The following is an 18707-nucleotide window of genomic DNA, read 5'->3' as shown; positions in this document are numbered from 1 at the left end:
CCCTTCGATTCCTGTTTCAGAAATCGAAGGGGGGCTTTTGATTGATTAGAAATCCCGCACACGAACGGTTTGTTGTGGTGAAGAAGCACTGGCGTAACAGCCCACCATGATTCCAGTAAAGACACCACCGACCTCAGTGGTCAGATATTTTGTTTCTCCACTGCCTAAAGGCTGTGCTTGTCCTTGTTCATCAAGAACAGAAAAACGATAGGTTTCTTTATCGGCGCTCAGCTGCAAGGTGACTGTATCCGCTGCATAAGGCAGTTTCTTTTCCACTTTCCATAAGGAACCGATTTGTCGGCGGAAAACTAGCTGCTGACTGGACGCCGTTTTTTCTAGGTATCCCTCATAGTGATGGGTGGCATTTAAGAAAACCGTCAATCCTGCTTGTCCATCCGTTAGTTGCCGACAATCAAAGGTTGCCTGAAATTGTTGCTCAAAGGCGGTTTGCCGTTGGAACACTGCGGCGAGTTTGCCTTGATCAGATAGACCCGTCTGATTAGGATGCAGCAAGAAGCCATGCGGCTCTTCTTCAATCAACGTCGGGTCCCATTCGAATAAAGTCACGTAATCAGGCTTGCTGCTCTTCTTTTGTGTTTCCTTTGGTGCCGCCGCTGTGTCTACCTGAATGATTTCTGGCAAGTGACCTTCCTCGCCAAACACCGGCCATGGGTTTGACCAGTCCACCGGTAGCAGGCATGTTTCCCGACCTAGCAAATGCCTCAAAGGATAGCTGATGGGGCGTACTGCCAGACAAACTGCCCACCAGTTGCCTTGGGTATCTTGCACGAGGTCCGCATGCCCTGTAGCTTGCAGCGGCAGATTCGTGCTGCGATTGGTCATCACTGGAATGTTGGGGCATGCTTCATAGGGTCCCGTCAAGGAACGACTGCGGGCCATGGTCAGCATATGACCATAGGACGTTCCACCTTCGGAGATCAACAGGTAGTAATAGCCGTCTTTTTTATACAAGTGGGGGCCTTCTGGATCAGCCGCTCCGCTGCCTGTCCAAATGTTTTGGCGCGGACCTAATTCTCCAGAAGCCAAATTGATCGTCCGCAGATAGATCTCCTTATGGGTGCCTAAGTAATAGGTCTGCCCATCGTCATCTGCGAAAATCGTCGGGTCGATCCCAGGGGTGTCCAGCCAAATCGGGTCAGACCATTCACCGGCGATGTCATCTGTCCAGATCAGAAAGTTGCCTTCTCTTCCTTCGTTTGCCCCAACGTTGGTACAAACGAGGTAAAAGCGGTCCTTGATAAAACGCAAGGTTGGGGCATACAGACCAAAAGCATTGGGATTTTTCGTCGATAACTGCAGCTGCTCAGGTCGCGAAAGTCCATGACCAATCAGCTGCCAGTCTGCCAAGTTTTTACTGTGATAAATTGGTAATCCAGGAAAATATTCAAAAGTACTCGTCACCAGATAAAAGTCTTCACCGACACGGCAAATACTGGGATCTGGATGAAATCCAGGTAAAATTGGATTCGTGATGGTTCGCATCGGCATCTAGAACTCCTTTATCGTGGTTTGGTCAGCCGTCAGCTTATGGCTCGTTTTTCCAGCAGTCGTGTGAATCTGCAAGGATGCTTGCTGGATCCCTGTCAGCTTGACGATCAGTTCTTGATCGACTCTTTCAACAGCCACCTCGCCAATCCACTCACCGTGGTGATCATAGATAGCCGCAGCGGTCTTGTCTTGCGGATCAAAGAGATGGATCGTTGGATGTTCGGCATAGTCATAGACTGCTTTGGTTTGTTCATGGCCTTCGATAATCAGTTGATTTGGTCGGACTAACAGTGGCAAGTGGAAATAATCATAGGTTTCTTGGTACCAACGTCCGCCCTCGTAAGCTTTGCCAGATAAATAGTCGATCCAATGCCCCTTCGTCTTCGGTACGTAAAAGGAGACCGTTCCTTGATCATTAAAAATGGGCGCAACTAAAAGGTGTTCCCCCAGCATGTATTGGCGATCCAAATGATGGGTCATCTCGTCTTCAGGAAACTCTAAGACCATCGCCCGCATCATCGGAATCCCCGTTTGGGCGGTTAGCACCGATTGAGCTTGCAAGTAAGGCATCAAGGACAATTTTAACTTGGTAAAGGCTTTGGCTACCACCACGGCTTCGTCGTCATAAACCCAAGGCACTTTGTATTCCCAGCTGCCATGGTAACGGCTATGGGAAGACAGCAGACCAAATTGTGTCCAGCGCTTGTAAAGGTCTGGGGTTGAGCCAGCTTCAAACCCTGAGATATCGTGGCTCCAATACCCAAAGCCGCCTAACCCAAAGGACAGACCTGCCCGCAGTGACTCTGCCATTGATGGATAATCTGAGGTACTGTCGCCACCCCAGTGTACAGGCAAGCGTTGCGAACCAACCGAAGCTGCCCGCGCAAAAACGATGGCTTCTTCTGCTCCCTTGACTTCTTTCAGCAAGTCAAAGACGACTTTATTGTATAGGTAGGCGTAATAATTGTGCATTTTTTCTGGATCAGAGCCGTCATAGTACACCGCATCGGTGGGAATCCGTTCACCAAAATCCGTTTTGAAGCAATCCACACCCATGTCTAATAAGGCACGCAGCTTGCTATTGTACCAAGCGACCGCTTCAGGGTTGGTGAAGTCGACGATCGCCAAACCTGCTTGCCATTTGTCCCATTGCCAGACATCTCCATTGGCGCGTTTCAAAAAGTAGCCATTGGCCATCCCTTCGTCAAACAAGGGTGATTTTTGCCCAATGTACGGATTGATCCAGACACAGATTTTCAATCCTTTGGCTTTCAAGCGCTGCAGCATTTTTTCCGGTTCTGGGAAAGTTCGTTCGTCCCACGTGAAGTTGCACCACTCGTATTCCTTCATCCATAAGCAGTCAAAATGAAAGACCTCAAGGGGAATCTCACGTTCTGCCATACCGTCTACAAAAGATGTTACGGTTTGTTCATCATAATCCGTCAAGAACGAGGTACTTAGCCACAACCCAAAGGACCACGCAGGTGGCAGCGACGGTTTCCCCGTCAAATCAGTGTAGCGCTGGATCACTTGTTTTAACTCATCACCGGCGATCACAAAGTACTGCAGCGTTTGTCCTGGATTGCTGAATTGAACACGAGAAACTTTTTCACTCCCCACTTCAAATTGCACCCGGTCGGGTGAATTGACAAAGACGCCATACCCTTTATTACTTACATAAAACGGAATATTTTTGTAAGCTTGCTCCGTACCAGTGCCCCCGTCGGCATTCCAAATATCAACACTTTGGCCATTTTTCACGAAATTAGTAAAGCGTTCCCCTAAACCATAGATCGTTTCTCCCACATCCAGGGTCAACTGTTCGCTGATATGGGTATTTGCTTGCGGATCAATCACTAAGGCTTTGCTGCGAGGTTTGCTTTGGGTAATCAGCTGTTCTTTGTAATAAAACGAAGCTGTCACATTTTCCTCTTTGCTGATCACGACTTGCAAGTCTCCCGAGCGAAAAACATATGATTGCTCATCCTCTGAAATATCAGGAGTGATCTCTTCTGTCATCAATTCAAAGTTGGGGGCTTTGGCTTGGACCCCTTTATAATTGTAGAGGGTGATCCCAATGATATTGGTTCTAGGGGTAGTGACTTCCATCGTTAACAATCCGCCATCCAGTGTTGCCCCTTTATGCCCGACATAGCTATAAGGCAGATATAAGACCAATTTGTTTTCTTCTTTACGGGCATCGTAGACATGCACCGCAAATTTCACATCAAATCCTTCACGAAATAACCAACCGCCATCTGAAAATTTCATTTTTTTCCTCCTTGTTGGATCAATGTCAACGCCCCTAACAGACCAGAATCATTATAGTAACGACAAGTCTCGATCGGCACTTGGAAGTCCGGCCAATGGGGGTTCTCATTGATTGCTTGTTTGATTATAGCTAATAGATCAGGGTTTTGGCTGATGCCGCCGCCGATCAGTATTCTTTCGGGATTCATCGTGACAGCTAGGTTGTAAATCGCAAGTGCGACATAATGTGCCCACTGTTTCAGAATCTCCTGCGTTTCAGGATCACTCGACCGCTGCTGCATGATGGTTTCTCCTAAAATCTCCTCTGATTCAGGAATCGCTTTTGCTCGTCGATAGGCAGCAATCAGCCCTCTCGTTGAAGCTAGATCATGGAGGGTCGCAAAAGAAGATGCTTGAAAATCAGTGATCATCATTCCGAATTCTCCTGCCCGAAACCCATTTCCGTGAATCAACTGGCGCTGATGAACGAGCGCGCCACCAATACCGGTGCCTAATGTGATCATGACAAAATCTTGTACGTCAGCAGCATTTCCGGTCGAAAGTTCTGCTAAAGCAGCACATTTCGCATCATTTTCGATCCAGATCGGATAGGGCTTGGTTAAACGCTGCTGTAGCTCTTGTACGACAGCACAGCCGTGTAAAGGAGCCAACGCCCCCGCCATGATCGCTCGGCCATTGACTGAATCAATGAAACCAGGAAAACTCAGCCCGATCCCTTCGATAACATGCGCTTGCTCGACTTCTTGTATTTTGGCAGCTAAGGCAGCAAAAAATTCATCCCGCGTATTACTCGGGGTTTTGATTTTGCCTCGGTCCAGCCATTGATTCTTCTCGGTAAAAACCCCGAATTTGATATAGGTCCCGCCTACATCAAAGCACAGGCGTACATCTGTCATTTCTCCTCCTCCGTTCAAAAAGCGCTTACAGTTTCATTTAAATTATATAAAAGAAAAAAAAGAAAGCCTACTTCTCAGAATAGACTTTCTTACTATAAAAATTAGCTTTTTTCTGTCTCCGATAGGCAATAGGATACTTCTTTTTTATTTCAGCATTGCTCCATTTGAAGCAATGACTTCCTTATACCAATCAAAAGAATCTTTCTTGATTCGATCAAACGAACCATTCCCTTCATTGTCACGGTCTACATAGATGAACCCATATCTTTTTCGCATTTCACCTGTAGTAAATGAGATGAGATCAATACAGCCCCATGCTGTATACCCAATCACATCAATGCCGTCTTCCTCGATGGCAAGCATCATTTGTTTGATGTGTTCTGCTAAATAGTCAATCCGTTCGGGATCATGAATGCCGGTTTCTGTCATTTGGTCATTAAAACCAAAGCCATTTTCCACAATGAAAATCGGCAGTTCATAACGGTCCTGCAAAAGATTCAGCATATAGCGCAAACCAATGTGGTCAATCGTCCAGCCCCATTCTGTCATCGTTGCATAAGGATTCGTTGTTAGCACACTGCTGCCCAACAAAGGATCATGTAGATAGTTTGCATCTGAGCGGGTAGATACTGTATTGCTTAAATAATAAGTAATACCGATATAATCAACGGTGCCCTTTGCCAAATCATCAAGATCGGCTTCTGTCACATCGATCGTGTACCCTTTTTTCTGCCATTCATTGAGAATTCTTTTTGGGTAGTGTCCGCGAACGTGTACATCTGTGAAATAGAGTTGATTATTATCTTCTTGTTGTGCTAACAATTGATCACGAGGATCAGAAGTCAGCGGGTAATTAGGCGTGGCAGCTAAACAGCAGCCAATTTGAAACTCAGGATTAATTTTTTTCGCAGCTGTGACAACACGAGCAGAAGCAACAAACTGATAGTGAGCGGCTTGGTACATGCCTGCTAGTTTCTCCTCATCCTCGTCAAAGATCACACCAGAATTGGTAAAACTGTAAATTGGATTATCGATGATCCGCTGATTGTTGATCTCGTTAAATGTTAGCCAATACCGCACTTTTTCTTTGTAGCGTTCCATAACAGTTTGCGCAAAACGTTCAAAAAATCCGATCATCTTTCTGTTGCGCCAAGCCCCATAGGTTTCAACTAAATGATAGGGCATCTCGAAATGAGACAACGTTACAACAGGTTCTATTCCATATTTTTGCATCTCATCAAAGACCTGATCGTAAAAATGCAGCCCTTCTTCGTTCGGTAGTTGTTCATCTCCTAAAGGAAAAATTCGTGTCCATGCAATACTGATTCGCAAAGCTTTAAAACCCATTTCCGCAAAGAGTTTGATATCTTCTGGATAACGATGATAAAAATCAATGCCTTCATGATTCGGGTAATATTCCTCAGGCAAGATTGTGTTGGTAATTTTCCGAGGACGATCTTTCGTTCCTGCTGTCATCACATCGGCAATACTGATCCCTTTCCCGCCTTCTTGCCAAGCACCTTCCACTTGATGAGCGGAGATCGCACCGCCCCATAAAAAGTTTTCTTTCATTTTCAAACTCCTATCCTTCATTGTTTACGGTAAACAGAATCCCTTCTGTTTTAATTGTTCCGATTGTTGTTTCGTACTCGATTACTGTATCTGGTCCACAATTTGTAACGATCACGGGTGTCGATAATTGATAGCCTTTGTCCAGAATCGCCTGCCGGTCAAAGGTCAACAAACGATCTCCTCGGGCAATTGTCGCACCATTTTCGACGTTAACATCAAAAAACTCACCATTTAGATTCACGGTATTCAACCCGACATGGATCAATAATTCAACTCCTTGATCAGATTTGATACCAATCGCATGCTTAGAAGGGAAAACAGCAACAACAGTGCCCGCAAAAGGTGCCCGAATGATTCCTTCATCGGGGATGACTGCAATTCCTTGTCCAGCGATTCCGCTGGCGAACACATCGTCTTCAACTTCTGCTAATGGCATCACTTGTCCTTTTACCGGTGAATAAATCGGAGTTGCTGAATTGGTTAAGATACTTTCTGCCACTGATTCAGGCTCTGCTTCAAATTCTGTTAATTCACTTTCCTTCACACCGAAGAAGTAAGCCAGTAAAGCACCCGACAACAATGAAACGGTGATTCCGATCAGATAGCCCACCAAAGGACTGTAAACAGGCAAGGAAAAAATATTATGGAAAACATACGCATTCATCGTCACACCAAAAGCGCCTAACACCGCTCCGCCCAAACCACCGGAAATAGCTACGATCGGCAAAAGTCTTTTGTAACGAAGAATAATCCCATAGACGATGGGCTCTGTCACGCCGGCAAAGAAGCCAGTCAATGCAACTGGGCCTGCCAAAGCCCGCATTTTCGAATGTTTTTTCGCTCGTAAGAAGAAGCCAACTGCAATCCCGATTTGAGCAAAAACAGCGGCCAATGCCATTCCTTCAATAGGGTCTCCACCTAATCTTGTCAGATTATCTAACGTTACAGGTGTAAAGCCCCAGTGCAAACCAAACATAACCATGAAGGTCATCCCACCCCCTAAAACGATACCTGAAAGGATCCGGCTTTTTTCAAATAACCACATTACACTTCCTGATAAAAGATCCCCGAAAAAGGTGCCGAATGGACCAAAAAGGATAACAGTCAATGGAATCATGATCATCAAACTAAGCATTGGTACGGCAAACAATTGAATGTCTTTATAAATAATCTTTTTCAAAAATTTATCTACAAATTGATAAATAAAGATAGCCGCGAAAATCGGAAATAGGGTTGTGGCATAGTCCACGGCTTGAACTGGTAACCCCAAGAAATTTGTATTTTCCACGCCAATCAACCCAGTAAACTGAGGTTCCAACAATGCTGCACCAATCACGCCGCCAACGTACATGTTGGCACCTAATCTTTTCGTCAACGTGATCCCTAAGAAAATCGGTAAAAAATAAAATATTGCATTACTCGCGGCACTCAAAATGACATAAGTAGAAGATTCTGCTGATAACCAATTAAATTGGGTCAAAACCGTCAGCAGTGCTTTTAGCATCCCCGAACCTGCTAGAGCAGGAATTAAAGGAGAAAAAGCACCTGAGATAATTTCAAATACGGCGTTCAAATTAAAACTTGTTTTTTTCGAAGAACCTGTTTCTTGATCTGATAACCCAGCCATAGCTGAGATCGTCGCATAGTAATCTGATACATTGCTGCCGATTACGACTTGATATTGTCCTCCGCTTTGTACAACGGACATCACATAGGGCAGTTTTTGAAGTTCCCCTTTATTGGCCTTGGTGTCATCCTTCAAGCCAAAACGCAATCTCGTTGCACAATGAACCAAGCTGTCGATATTTTTTTCACCACCGATCAAGCGAATGATTGCGGCACTTTCGTTTTCAAATTTCATAGTTATTCTCCTTTTGCGTATAATAAAAAGCGTGATCTAGAAGACACCTCAAACAAAAGACTCGTTTGAGTGCTCACTCTAGGTCACGCCTGCTTTACCAGTAACGATCCGTTAAGATGCCAATCGATTTAAATGTAAGGTTAAATACAACACTTCATCTTCAGTGATTTCCCACTGATACCTATTTTCCAGAAATTGCTTGATTTTCATAGCACACTCATAATCCAACGGATATTTCAATTGAATCACATCTAATAAACTAGACGCTGGTTGAGCTGGTAGCTCATTGCTCATCTGTCGTTTAACAAAATAGCGAATGTGAGTGATGAATCGGGAAAAATAAATAGAGTCTTGTCTGAATTCTTTGCCATAATGATAATTGATGATCGTCAAAATATCTTTCATGACTTTGGAAATCAGCATTGTTTCTTCCATTCCGTTGTTATCGCCTAAAAAATTCACGAAATGCAGCGTAATAAAAGCAGCCTCATCTTGCGGAATATTCAGATGTGTTCGCTTTTGCATCAGCTCAACCGCTTGAAGACCAATTTCATATTCTTTCGGGTACACCTGCTTTAATTCCCATTCTAGGGGTGTTTGAATTTTCATCCCTTCACTTGCCCTCGTCAGAGCAAAACCGATATGGTCTGCAAGTGCCACTAGCAGTGCAGGATTGCTTTCGCATTGAAACGCTTCCTCAAACAATTTTAAAATATCGCTGGCCAGTTGCAGATCACGATATTCAATCCGTTTAAGCAGCTGTTCCAAATCTGCAATGCTTTTTTGGTCGTTAATGATGAATCGCTTTTCTATTTTCTTTTGATCGACAGTGTCGCCTGGCTTCAAACCAAAGCCGATGCCGCTCCCCATCACAACTTCTTCTTGGTGATTGTCGTTCAGGACTAATGAAGCATTATTATTAAATACTTTGACGATTTCCATGGTCAACACCTCCTAAAATAAAACAAAAAAATAACGTCACCAACTAGCTATGATCTTTTTCCAAAACAAACGAATGGAGAAAATCTCATACCTGTGGTCACGCCTGCATTATCAGTAACGATCCGATGCACTTACTATACTTCAAAATGAAAACGACGTCAATAGCTTTTTAAAGCATTTTCTTGTATGGGTTTCTGACGAGATTATTCAAAAAAGTGGCGACAGAAAAAGACGCGTTGTCTCTTGCTACCGCCATGCGAACCTGTAATGCCGCTTTTTCTTTTAACAAATTTCTCTTTTCATTGCCCATTCGATGGGCTGTTTTCCTGAAAAACAGCTGCTCATGTATCAGCGAATTTTCTTATGTTTTTCGAAACTCATTCGGTGAAACCCGATGGTATTGTTTGAACTTTTTATAGAAATAATCAACATTGCTGTAGCCCACCAATTCAGCAACTTCGTAGACCATTAGATTGGAATGACGTAAGATTTCCACCGCTTTTTCCATTCGTACTTCATCCAAGAACGCCAAATAATTTTTACCGGTTTCTTTGCGAAACTTCTTGCCTAGATAGGCACTATTGTAATTGAAACGTTCCCCGATTTTTTTCAAGGTCAAATCTTCTTGATAATGCTTTTTTGTGTATTGGATCAATTCTGCAATGATATCGATTTGGTTCAAACTGCTGGCGACTGTTGCTTGCAAGTCTGCTAGTTTTTCGGTGATCACCTCTTGTAGCATCGGAAACGTTTGGGCGAGAAAAATCTGCTGATGCACTTCGTCTGTCGACCATTCGATCGCTAATGCTACTTTTTCACTGATTTGATGCTGCAGCCATTCGATGTCGCCATTGACTTGCCATTTGATCTCTTCTTCCAATGCCAATAAATGATAAAAGGTTTGATAATAGCGGAATAACGGCTGTTCCAACGGATCGTTTGCCAAAATCGCTTTTACTAATTCTTCACGCAAATCGCTTCGTTCTTCTGCTTCTTGGGTCGTATCCAAAACATGGTGAGAAATGACTTGATTGGGAAATAAGAAAATCAATTTACTTAATGTCTGGATATCGATCATCAATGGCTTCAAGTTCTCTTGCGCCGCAAACCAGCGGGAGATCAAGATCTCTTGATGAGCCATTTTTTTGCGGCACCACGCATCGATCGCCTCGTCGGGAAAGCGTTCCTCGTTTAACAAAACCAAATACCGATGATGCCGATGGATCAAGGTGATGACTTGCGCCACTTGCTCCTGCAATTTCTCAACCAGCTTTTGGGCATCTGCCTCCTCGGAAAGTCGCAATAGCTTGATGGCTTGTGCGTCTTTGATCCCCGTTTGATCCCCGCCAAACAATTTCTCCATCAACTGACTCTTCTGATTTTTCTGCTGATCGGTCTTGGCTTTTTGATCGATTTTCGTCAAAATACCGATCAGCTCTTCTTCATCAACTGGTTTCAGCAAATAGGTCACAGCGCCCAGTTGCAACGCTTGCTTGGCATAGTCAAAATCTGAGTAGCCGGACAAAATAATGGCAAAAAACAAAAGCCCTTCCTCCGATGCTGCTTGCACCATCTCAAGACCATTTTTTCCCGGCATACGGATATCAGCGATCACAACGTCTGGCTTCAATTCGCGGATCATTGCCAAGCCAGCTTCGCCGTTTTCCGCCGACCCGACGATTTGATACCCCAGACGTTCCCAATCGATGATCAGAGGCAGTCCATTTCGGATCGATGCTTCATCATCAACGATCAACACTTTACGCATTTTCCAACCTCCATTTTCAGCTACTCCTTCGTTACATCATGTTTCACTTGTCAAACTTGCCCCATTGGTGCGAATCACCTCTTGATACCAATAAAAACTATCCTTCGGGATGCGCGCCAACTGACGTTCGTTTTGATTGTCGCGATCGACATAAACAAACCCATAGCGTTTTTGGTATCCATTCAACCAACTTAGTAGATCTGTAAAGGACCAAGCACAATAGCCGATCAGCTCAACCCCATCCGTGATAGCCTTTTGCAGTTCCACCAGATGTTCCTGCAAATAGGTAATGCGGTATGGATCATGGATCTGTTTGTCTTCTGTCAATTGATCGATGGCGCCTAACCCATTTTCAGTAATAAAAATCGGCAAGTCATAATTGGCTTGGATACGTCGCAAGGCTACACGGAAACCAACGGGATCGATCTCCCAGCCCCAATCTGTTTTTTTCAAGTGGGGATTTTCCGCCGTCGCAAACATGGTTTCTTCTGGTGAGAACTCGCCAGCTGCCGCTTGCATCAAATACGGATCGACTTTAGAAAATTCTTTCTTTTCAGCTGACTGCTTTTGCAAATTGTTTTGTTGGGCCGTTCCACCGTGATAGTAATTGATCCCTAAGAAGTCAGGTTTTGCCTGTTTTAATAGTGCTTGATCTTCTGGAGTGACTTCAGGAGCCAGACCGACTTTGGCTAATTGCTTGTAGACAAATTTCGGGTATTCGCCTTTGCAATAGACATCTAAAAACCACGCGTTGTTGAAGGCTTCGCCATTTTCTACAGCCAGCACATCTTCTGGGTCACAGCTAAACGGATACATCGGACCATAGCCAAAACTTGGACCAATCTTGCCCTGTGGAACCAGCTCATGGAACAAATTAATTGCCTTTGCATTGGCAAGGTTGATGATATGATTGGCTGCATACATCCGTTTTAAGTCCTTCAAGCCCGGTGGATGTGCCGCCCAACGGTACCCAAGAGAAGTGAAGACATTTTGTTCATTCATGGTGACCCAATAGGTGACTTTCTTTCCTAAGCGTTCAAAAAGGATTCGGCAATACCGTTCAAATGCCGCTGCTGTTTCTCGTCCCTCCCATCCTTGGTATTTGTCTTGCAAAGCCTGAGGAAGATCCCAATGATACAGCGTCAAAATCGGTTCTACTCCTTGCCGAAGCAATTCGTCCACCAGCTTTTCGTAAAACGCCACACCAGCTTCATTGACCGCACCTTCGCCATCAGGCACGATTCGCGACCACGCCACGCTGAAGCGATAGGCTTTCAAGCCCATTTGCTTCATCAAGGCAACATCTTCTTTGTATCGATGGTAGTGATCGATCGCCACTTTGCCGTTGGTTTCCTCAAAGGTATTGCCGGGAATTTGGGCATAGGTATCCCAAATCGACGGACCTTTGCCGTCTTCTGCCCATGCACCTTCAATTTGATAGGCCGCCGAAGCCGCCCCCCATAAGAAGTTTTCTGGGAAAGGATCTAAGTTTGTGTGAAACATCAAGTTGCCTCCTTCAATTCCTAAACCGAGTTAAATCGGTTACATTTTATCGTATCATAATTTGGTTGATTCGTAACAATTGCCAAAAGATTTTTTTTAGGTGAAAAAACTGTCGCTCCTCAGAACGACAGTCGTTTCTTATTAAAACAGGTAATCATTCAAACGAGATTTCACATATTCAATGTGGCTGGATTCTAATTCGATTTGATCATGCGCCAATGCGTAATCTGTCAGTGTTTCTAAGTTTTCCTCATCAGCAACGATCTTCGCTCCGATGCCTTCTTGGAACGAGGCGTACCGTTTTTCCTTCAACTCGTCTAAGAAGCGGTCTTCTTTCAGTTTCGCTGCTGCTTTTAACGCTCGGGCATACGTATCCATACCAGCGATGTGGGCTAACAACAGATCTTCCATTTCAAATGACGAACGACGGACTTTAGAATCGAAGTTGATTCCTCCCGGTGCGATGCCGCCGTTTTCTAAGACTTCGTATAAAGCGAGTGTCGAGTCAAAAACGTTGGTTGGAAATTCATCCGTATCCCATCCTAACAGCATATCTCCTTGGTTGGCATCCAGTGAGCCTAATGCGTTATAGCTACGGGCAACGGCGATTTCATGTTCAAAGGTATGGCCAGCTAATGTTGCATGATTGGCTTCTAGGTTTAATTTGAAATCTCCTTCTAAGCCGTAGTGCTGAATGAAGGCCATCGTTGTCGCTGCATCAAAATCATATTGGTGCTTTGATGGTTCTTTTGGTTTCGGCTCTAATAAGAACTGCGGTTTATGACCGATTTTTTCGCCATAAGCGATCGCCATTTTGAATAGACGGGCGATGTTGTCTTGTTCAAATTTCATGTCTGTATTCAACAAGGTTTCATAGCCTTCACGGCCGCCCCAGAAGACATAGTTTTCACCGCCTAATTTTTTCGAGATATCTAAGCCTTTTTTAACTTGGGCTGCTGCATACGCGTAAACTTCCGCATTATTGGTGGAAGCAGCGCCGTTATTGAAACGAGGATGTGAGAACATATTTGCTGTATTCCATAATAGTTTGATCCCCGTTTGTTCCATTTTTTCTTTGATCAAATCGGTGATTTCGTCTAAGTTTTGGAAAAATTCTTCTAACGTTTCTCCCGCAGGTGCCACGTCAACATCATGGAAACAGAAGAATTCTGCTCCTAGTTTTTCACAAATCTCGAAGAAGGCTTCTACTCGATTTTTCGCTGTTTCCATTTCGGTGTCACCGATCCACGTCCGTTTGTTGACGGGTGCGCCGAAAGGATCAGAGCCGTCTTGCGTCATCGTATGCCAATAGGCGATTGCAAAACGTAGATGATCTTTCATTTTCTTGCCTAAAACAACTTCTTCGGCATCGTAGTGGCGAAATGCAAACATATTGTCTGTTTTAGGACCTTCGTAGCGGATTTTTTCGATTTCTGGGAAATAAGTCATTGTTGTTGCCTCCATTTTATGTTTTTTAGTGTAATAAACTAACTTACTTGGTTCCAATCATTTAGAACCAAAAACGATTCCTCGCTTTAATCAAGCAGATTTTCTGCTGCCATTATGCTATTCGATTTGCGCCAACGCATGGCAGATAGGCGCGGTTTGCTGGTAGACGGTCCGGTAGATCGCATAGATTTCTTGGTATTTGGCGACATTTTCAGGAATCGGTGCAATGGCCTTGCTGTATTTGACAAAGGCGTTAACACAAGCGGCCGCATCTGGATAAATGCCGCTGCCGATTGCTGCCAGCATTGCTGCGCCCATACCTGGACCTTGTTCAGTAGATAAAGTCAGCATTTCTGCATTAAAAATATCGGCTTGCATTTGCAGCCATTCGGCATTTTTCGCACCGCCCCCCACAGAAACGATCTGGGTGAATTTCCGCTGTGCTCGTTCTTCCATGATCATTTGGGAATCTTTCAGAGAGAAGGTGATCCCTTCTAAGACGGCACGACTGAAATGCTTTTCGCGATGCCGTGTGTCAATGCCAATAAAACTTCCCCTGATTTGGCTGTCGGTATGTGGTGTGCGTTCGCCCACGATATAAGGCGTAAACAGCAGGCCTTCTGCCCCCGGTTTTACCTCACTGATCGCTGAAAGCAATTCCTGAAACGATTGGTTTGGGGCAAACGTATCACGATACCAGCTTAAGGAATTTCCAGCGGCTAACGTGACCCCCATTGAATACAACTTGTCTTTGATCGCATGACGGAAAAGGTGTAGATCGCCTTGATAATCAACCTCTTGCGCTTCTTCAAAGGATAAGAACACACCGCTAGTGCCAATCGACACCATGCCGACACCTTCGGCGATGATCCCTGAACCTAATGCAGCACAGGCATTGTCTGCGCCACCTGCATAGATCGTCACCTCTTGTTCAAAGCCAAAGGCTTCTTGCAGTTCTTTTCGCATTTTCCCTACAGGCGCTGCTGATTCAAAAAGCGGCGGCAGTAAATCCGATGCGATTGCGAATTTTTCTAGAATGGCTTCAGACCAGCACTTCTTTTCGATATCCAGCAGTAACGTACCCGCCGCATCAGAATAATCCATCGAATAGTTACCAGTCAGCCAAAAAGCCAAGTAGTCTTTTGGCAACATCATGTGACGAACTTGTTGCCAATGTTCAGGCTCGTGTTCTTGGACCCATAAAATTTTGGGTAAGGTGAACCCTTCCAAAGCAATATTCTTGGTGATTGCTTTTATTTCCTCTCCAAAGGATGCCATGATCGCTTGACATTGTTTGGTGGTTCGAACGTCATTCCATAATATTGCCGGACGAATGACTCGGTTTTCTTCATCCAATAAAACAAGACTATGCATTTGCCCGGAAAAGCTGATGCCGATCAATTCTTTCTGCAACGTTGGAAGCTGCTGGATCAAGGTTTTGATTACCTTATCTGCCGCCTCTTGCCAATGCACAGGCTCTTGCTCACTGAACCCCGGTCTAGGGGATGACAATGGATAGTCAACACTTGCTGTTCCTTGGAGTTCCCCGGTTTGATCAAAAACTAAGCCTTTTAACGCACTTGTTCCTAGATCCAACCCTAAAAAATAAGCCATCTCTTCTCTCCTTCCTCTGTTTGAAGCAGTTAACCATTGCCTCTCAATCGGTTAATTAGCATTCAAAACTAACTAATTGGATAGTAAACGATTCTCGTATTTCTGTCAAGCGCTTTCAACGATTCTTTCTTTGATTTTCGTTCTCAAACTGCTGCTCCTACATTCTTCCTCTTTTCTTTATTCTTCAGCTTGCACAATATTAATTTGCACGGTAAACTAACACTAATCACATCTATGAAGAGGAGAACACATGATTATCAATAAAATGGGCATACGCGAACAAAATGAAGCGGCTGTATTGAAGACGATCATTGACAATGAAAATGTGTCACGAGCGGAAGTATCAAATTTGACCCATCTCAATAAAGCGTCTGTTTCTCAAATAACCAAAAAACTGATCGACACGGACTTCGTTCGCGAAGTCGGCATTGGGGATTCCACTTCGATCGGTGGTCGCAAACCGATTCAATTGCAATTCAATCACCGCAGCAGCTTAGCTGTTACCTTTGACATCGGCTATAACTATGTTCGTGGAATGCTTTCTTATATCAATGGCGAGATGATCGCCTCCGCCGATCATTCCCATGAATTGATCACCAAAGAAAATGTACTGGCGACGATCGATTCCATGATGAAAGAATTTTGGCCGCAAATGCCGCAAACCACTCATGGATTAGTAGGAATCTGTTTGGCGATCCACGGCATCGTTCACAATCAGACGATCACCTTTGCCCCCTACTACGACTTGGAACACTTTGATTTGATCGCCCCTTTGAGCCAAAAATACAATACGGCGGTCTATATAGAGAACGAAGCCAATCTGACGGCTTTAGGCGAGTACTGTTTTTCTTCTGATTCCACGAATTTACTGAGCGTCAGCGTCCATAGTGGGATCGGTGTCGGAATCATCGTTGATGGGCAGCTGCAAACCGGTACTCACGGCATGGCGGGGGAAGTTGGTCATTCTACGCTCTTTCCTCACGGCAACTTGTGCCCTTGCGGCAATCGAGGCTGCTTAGAGCAATATGCGTCGAACAAAGTCTTGTTTGACACCTACAGTCACTATACAAAAACTGCGTTCGTTAATTCGGATACCTTTGCACAAGCCTATCATGCCGGAGAAAAATCAGCAGTCGAATTGGCGCAACAAAATGTTGAGTTTCTTAGTATTGGGCTGAATAATGTCATCACTTTTTCTGATCCCGAAGAAGTCTATATCAACAGCTCGATCTATCGCAAAATTCCTGATTTATTGCTGGCGCTGCAGCAAAAATTGACCAGCCAGTTCACCAAAAACACGAAGATCAAAAACAGTCGATTAGGCGATCAAGCCCCGTTATTTGGCGGCAACGTTTTAGTGGCAAAACATTTCTTAAATATCAACGATTTGCGCTTTGCGGCACTTGATCTCTCCCGTGCGATCCGTTAAATGAATGCTGGACTGAAAACTCAGTCCAGCGTTTTCTTTTGGTAAAAGGGTCTCGCTATCCTTTGATTCCGCCAGCCGTCACACCGCCCACGATGTATTTCGATAGAAACAGGTAAATCAGCAGTAAAGGAATAATACTTAATGAGATCCCTAGATACATACTGCCAAATTCAGTACGGTAAACATCAGTTTTCAACAATTGGACCAGCATCGGCAACGTATACTTTTCCGTATCGTTGATCAAGATCAAGGGCATCAAGAAATTATTCCACGAGGTCACGAACGAGAAAATCGCCATGGTAGCTAAGCCCGGTTTCATCAAAGGCAACATGATGCGATGGAAAATTTTGATTTCGCCGGCTCCGTCTAAACGAGCAGAATCTGCCAAATCAGGATGATAGATCGTTTCTAAGTATTGCTTTAAGAAAAAAACGGTAGCGGGTGATACAATCGCTGGTAAAATCAATGGCAGAAAATTATTTAAGAGTCCTAAGCGATTCATAAATTGATAAAAACCGATCATGCTGATTTGCTGAGGAATCATGATCAGCCCAAGAATGACAGCAAACAGGACTTTCTTGCCACGAAATTCATAGGCGATCACGCCATAAGCCGTCAGCGCCGAAAAATACACATTGAGAACGGTAGCACCAGCAGCAATCAGGAAACTATTTTTAAACCCATTGAAAACATTGAAGCCTCTGCCCATTAAGACGGACCAGTTGTATTGGAGATTACCGCCGGGCCACAAGGACAGCCCTTGCTGGATCTGTTCCGCTGAACGGGTCGCATTGACTAAGACGACCCAAAACGGCAGTATACTTAGGATGGTCAGCAACACCAAAAAGACATAGATCAACAATCGTTTTGCTCGATAGCTATTTTCCATTTATTTTCGCCCCACTTTGCTGTTTTCTTTGAAAAATTGAAACAATAACGTGCTTAATACGATTGAAAGTACCAATAATAGTACCGACGCGGTTGCGGCAACGTTGAAATTCCGACTCCCGGTAAAGGCCTGGTTGTAGATAAACATCGTGATCGTTAAGACGCTATTGTTGGGATTGCCATTTGTCAGCAAAAAAGGAATGTCGAACATTTGCAAGCCGCCTATCAAGGACGTCACCAATGTATAAAGCAAGATTGGTTTTAACAAAGGCAGCGTGATCTTGCGGAAAATTTGACCATCATTGGCTCCATCGACCATTGCTGATTCAAAAAGAGCATCATCAATGCTCAAAATGCCCGAAACCAAAACGATCGTTGTCTGACCATACCACATCCAAAATTGGATAAAGGAAACGATCAGCCGAGTGCCCGTTTCACTACGGAAAAAGTCATAGGGCTGGTCCAAAACACCGAAATGCTGCAAGACTAGGTTGATCGGACCTAACGGAAAACTGAACAAAACAAAAAATAAGATTGCTACTGAAGCCGCAGTAATGATGTTGGGTAAGTAAAAAGCGACTTTGAAGAAGCCTTTCCCTCGCAAGCGTAGCTTGATATTGGTAAACCATGCCGCCAACAACAAAGCCAAGCCAATTTGAGGGACAAAGTTTACGCCCCACAAAATAAAAGTATTGCTGATCGATTTTAAAAATAACGGGTTGCGAAAAATCGCAAAATAGTTATCCAGTCCGACAAGATTGGCAGCTGGATTCCACCCTTTTAGATCTGTAAAGCTCAGGTAAATCGTATAGAGAATTGGATAAAGCTGAAAAACCAAGAATGCTAGAAAAAATGGTGCGATAAATAATAGCCCATAGCGATGATACTGTTCAAATCTTCTCTTATTCTGCATCGTAATCCCCCTGATATTTTTTTCTTCCACTGTCAACTTCTGCCTGTAAAGACAAGCCATTTAAGCAGCGCGTAGTACCTAGAAAAGGTTGA

The 18707-nt window shown here is 44.2% G+C and carries 13 protein-coding genes; 1 reads left to right on the top strand and 12 read right to left on the bottom strand.

The annotated features are described in order from the left end of the window. Positions 1 to 45: 45 nt before the first annotated feature. The 10 genes from IGI89_RS08310 to xylB all read right to left on the bottom strand — a co-directional run bounded on the left by IGI89_RS08310 (position 46) and on the right by xylB (position 15385). A complete protein-coding gene (locus IGI89_RS08310) occupies positions 46 to 1509 on the bottom strand; it encodes a glycoside hydrolase family 43 protein (RefSeq protein WP_313151033.1) in 1464 nt (487 codons plus the stop codon). After that, positions 1510 to 3780 carry an alpha-xylosidase gene (gene yicI / locus IGI89_RS08305; RefSeq protein ID WP_438735526.1) on the bottom strand — a complete coding sequence of 757 codons (2271 nt, stop codon included), beginning with the start codon at positions 3778 to 3780 and terminating at the stop codon, positions 1510 to 1512. Continuing rightward, positions 3777 to 4676, bottom strand: coding sequence for an ROK family protein (locus IGI89_RS08300; RefSeq protein WP_016612767.1), 900 nt, complete (start codon positions 4674 to 4676; stop codon positions 3777 to 3779). The genes yicI and IGI89_RS08300 overlap by 4 nt, the downstream gene beginning before the upstream one ends. A gap of 144 nt (positions 4677 to 4820) precedes the next feature. Beyond that, positions 4821 to 6248, bottom strand: a complete 1428-nt coding sequence (locus IGI89_RS08295; protein WP_042890499.1) for a 6-phospho-beta-glucosidase — start codon at positions 6246 to 6248, stop codon at positions 4821 to 4823. A 10-nt stretch (positions 6249 to 6258) separates the two neighbouring features. Beyond that, positions 6259 to 8109, bottom strand: coding sequence for a beta-glucoside-specific PTS transporter subunit IIABC (locus IGI89_RS08290; RefSeq protein WP_438735525.1), 1851 nt, complete (start codon positions 8107 to 8109; stop codon positions 6259 to 6261). A gap of 111 nt (positions 8110 to 8220) precedes the next feature. Next, positions 8221 to 9051 (bottom strand): BglG family transcription antiterminator LicT, encoded by an 831-nt coding sequence (gene licT, locus IGI89_RS08285; protein ID WP_016621645.1) that lies wholly within the window; start codon positions 9049 to 9051, stop codon positions 8221 to 8223. Positions 9052 to 9412: 361 nt separating this feature from the next. Then, the gene (locus IGI89_RS08280) at positions 9413 to 10819 is read right to left on the bottom strand and encodes a response regulator (RefSeq protein ID WP_315037331.1); all 1407 of its coding nucleotides are present in this window, start codon (positions 10817 to 10819) and stop codon (positions 9413 to 9415) included. A 36-nt stretch (positions 10820 to 10855) separates the two neighbouring features. Then, the gene (locus tag IGI89_RS08275; protein ID WP_438735524.1) at positions 10856 to 12322 is read right to left on the bottom strand and encodes a glycoside hydrolase family 1 protein; all 1467 of its coding nucleotides are present in this window, start codon (positions 12320 to 12322) and stop codon (positions 10856 to 10858) included. A 141-nt stretch (positions 12323 to 12463) separates the two neighbouring features. After that, positions 12464 to 13771, bottom strand: coding sequence for a xylose isomerase (xylA, locus tag IGI89_RS08270; protein ID WP_008380597.1), 1308 nt, complete (start codon positions 13769 to 13771; stop codon positions 12464 to 12466). Between the two features lie 117 nt (positions 13772 to 13888). Continuing rightward, positions 13889 to 15385 (bottom strand): xylulokinase, encoded by a 1497-nt coding sequence (gene xylB, locus IGI89_RS08265; protein WP_101699321.1) that lies wholly within the window; start codon positions 15383 to 15385, stop codon positions 13889 to 13891. A gap of 250 nt (positions 15386 to 15635) precedes the next feature. Between xylB and IGI89_RS08260 the strand changes: the two genes are divergently transcribed. After that, positions 15636 to 16814 carry an ROK family transcriptional regulator gene (locus IGI89_RS08260; protein WP_005234059.1) on the top strand — a complete coding sequence of 393 codons (1179 nt, stop codon included), beginning with the start codon at positions 15636 to 15638 and terminating at the stop codon, positions 16812 to 16814. A gap of 55 nt (positions 16815 to 16869) precedes the next feature. Here IGI89_RS08260 and IGI89_RS08255 read toward each other — a convergent pair whose 3' ends face one another. Further along, a complete protein-coding gene (locus IGI89_RS08255) occupies positions 16870 to 17703 on the bottom strand; it encodes a carbohydrate ABC transporter permease (RefSeq protein ID WP_438735523.1) in 834 nt (277 codons plus the stop codon). Then, the gene (locus tag IGI89_RS08250) at positions 17704 to 18615 is read right to left on the bottom strand and encodes a carbohydrate ABC transporter permease (RefSeq protein WP_015510298.1); all 912 of its coding nucleotides are present in this window, start codon (positions 18613 to 18615) and stop codon (positions 17704 to 17706) included. It lies immediately after the preceding gene. Between the last annotated feature and the right edge of the window lie 92 nt (positions 18616 to 18707).

It is taken from the genome of Enterococcus sp. AZ141 (assembly GCF_051714385.1).
GTDB classification, from domain to species: Bacteria; Bacillota; Bacilli; order Lactobacillales; family Enterococcaceae; genus Enterococcus_D; species Enterococcus_D entomosocium.
The sequence above is the reverse complement of the archived record's forward strand: the minus strand, read 5'-3'. Positions and strand labels throughout refer to the sequence as shown.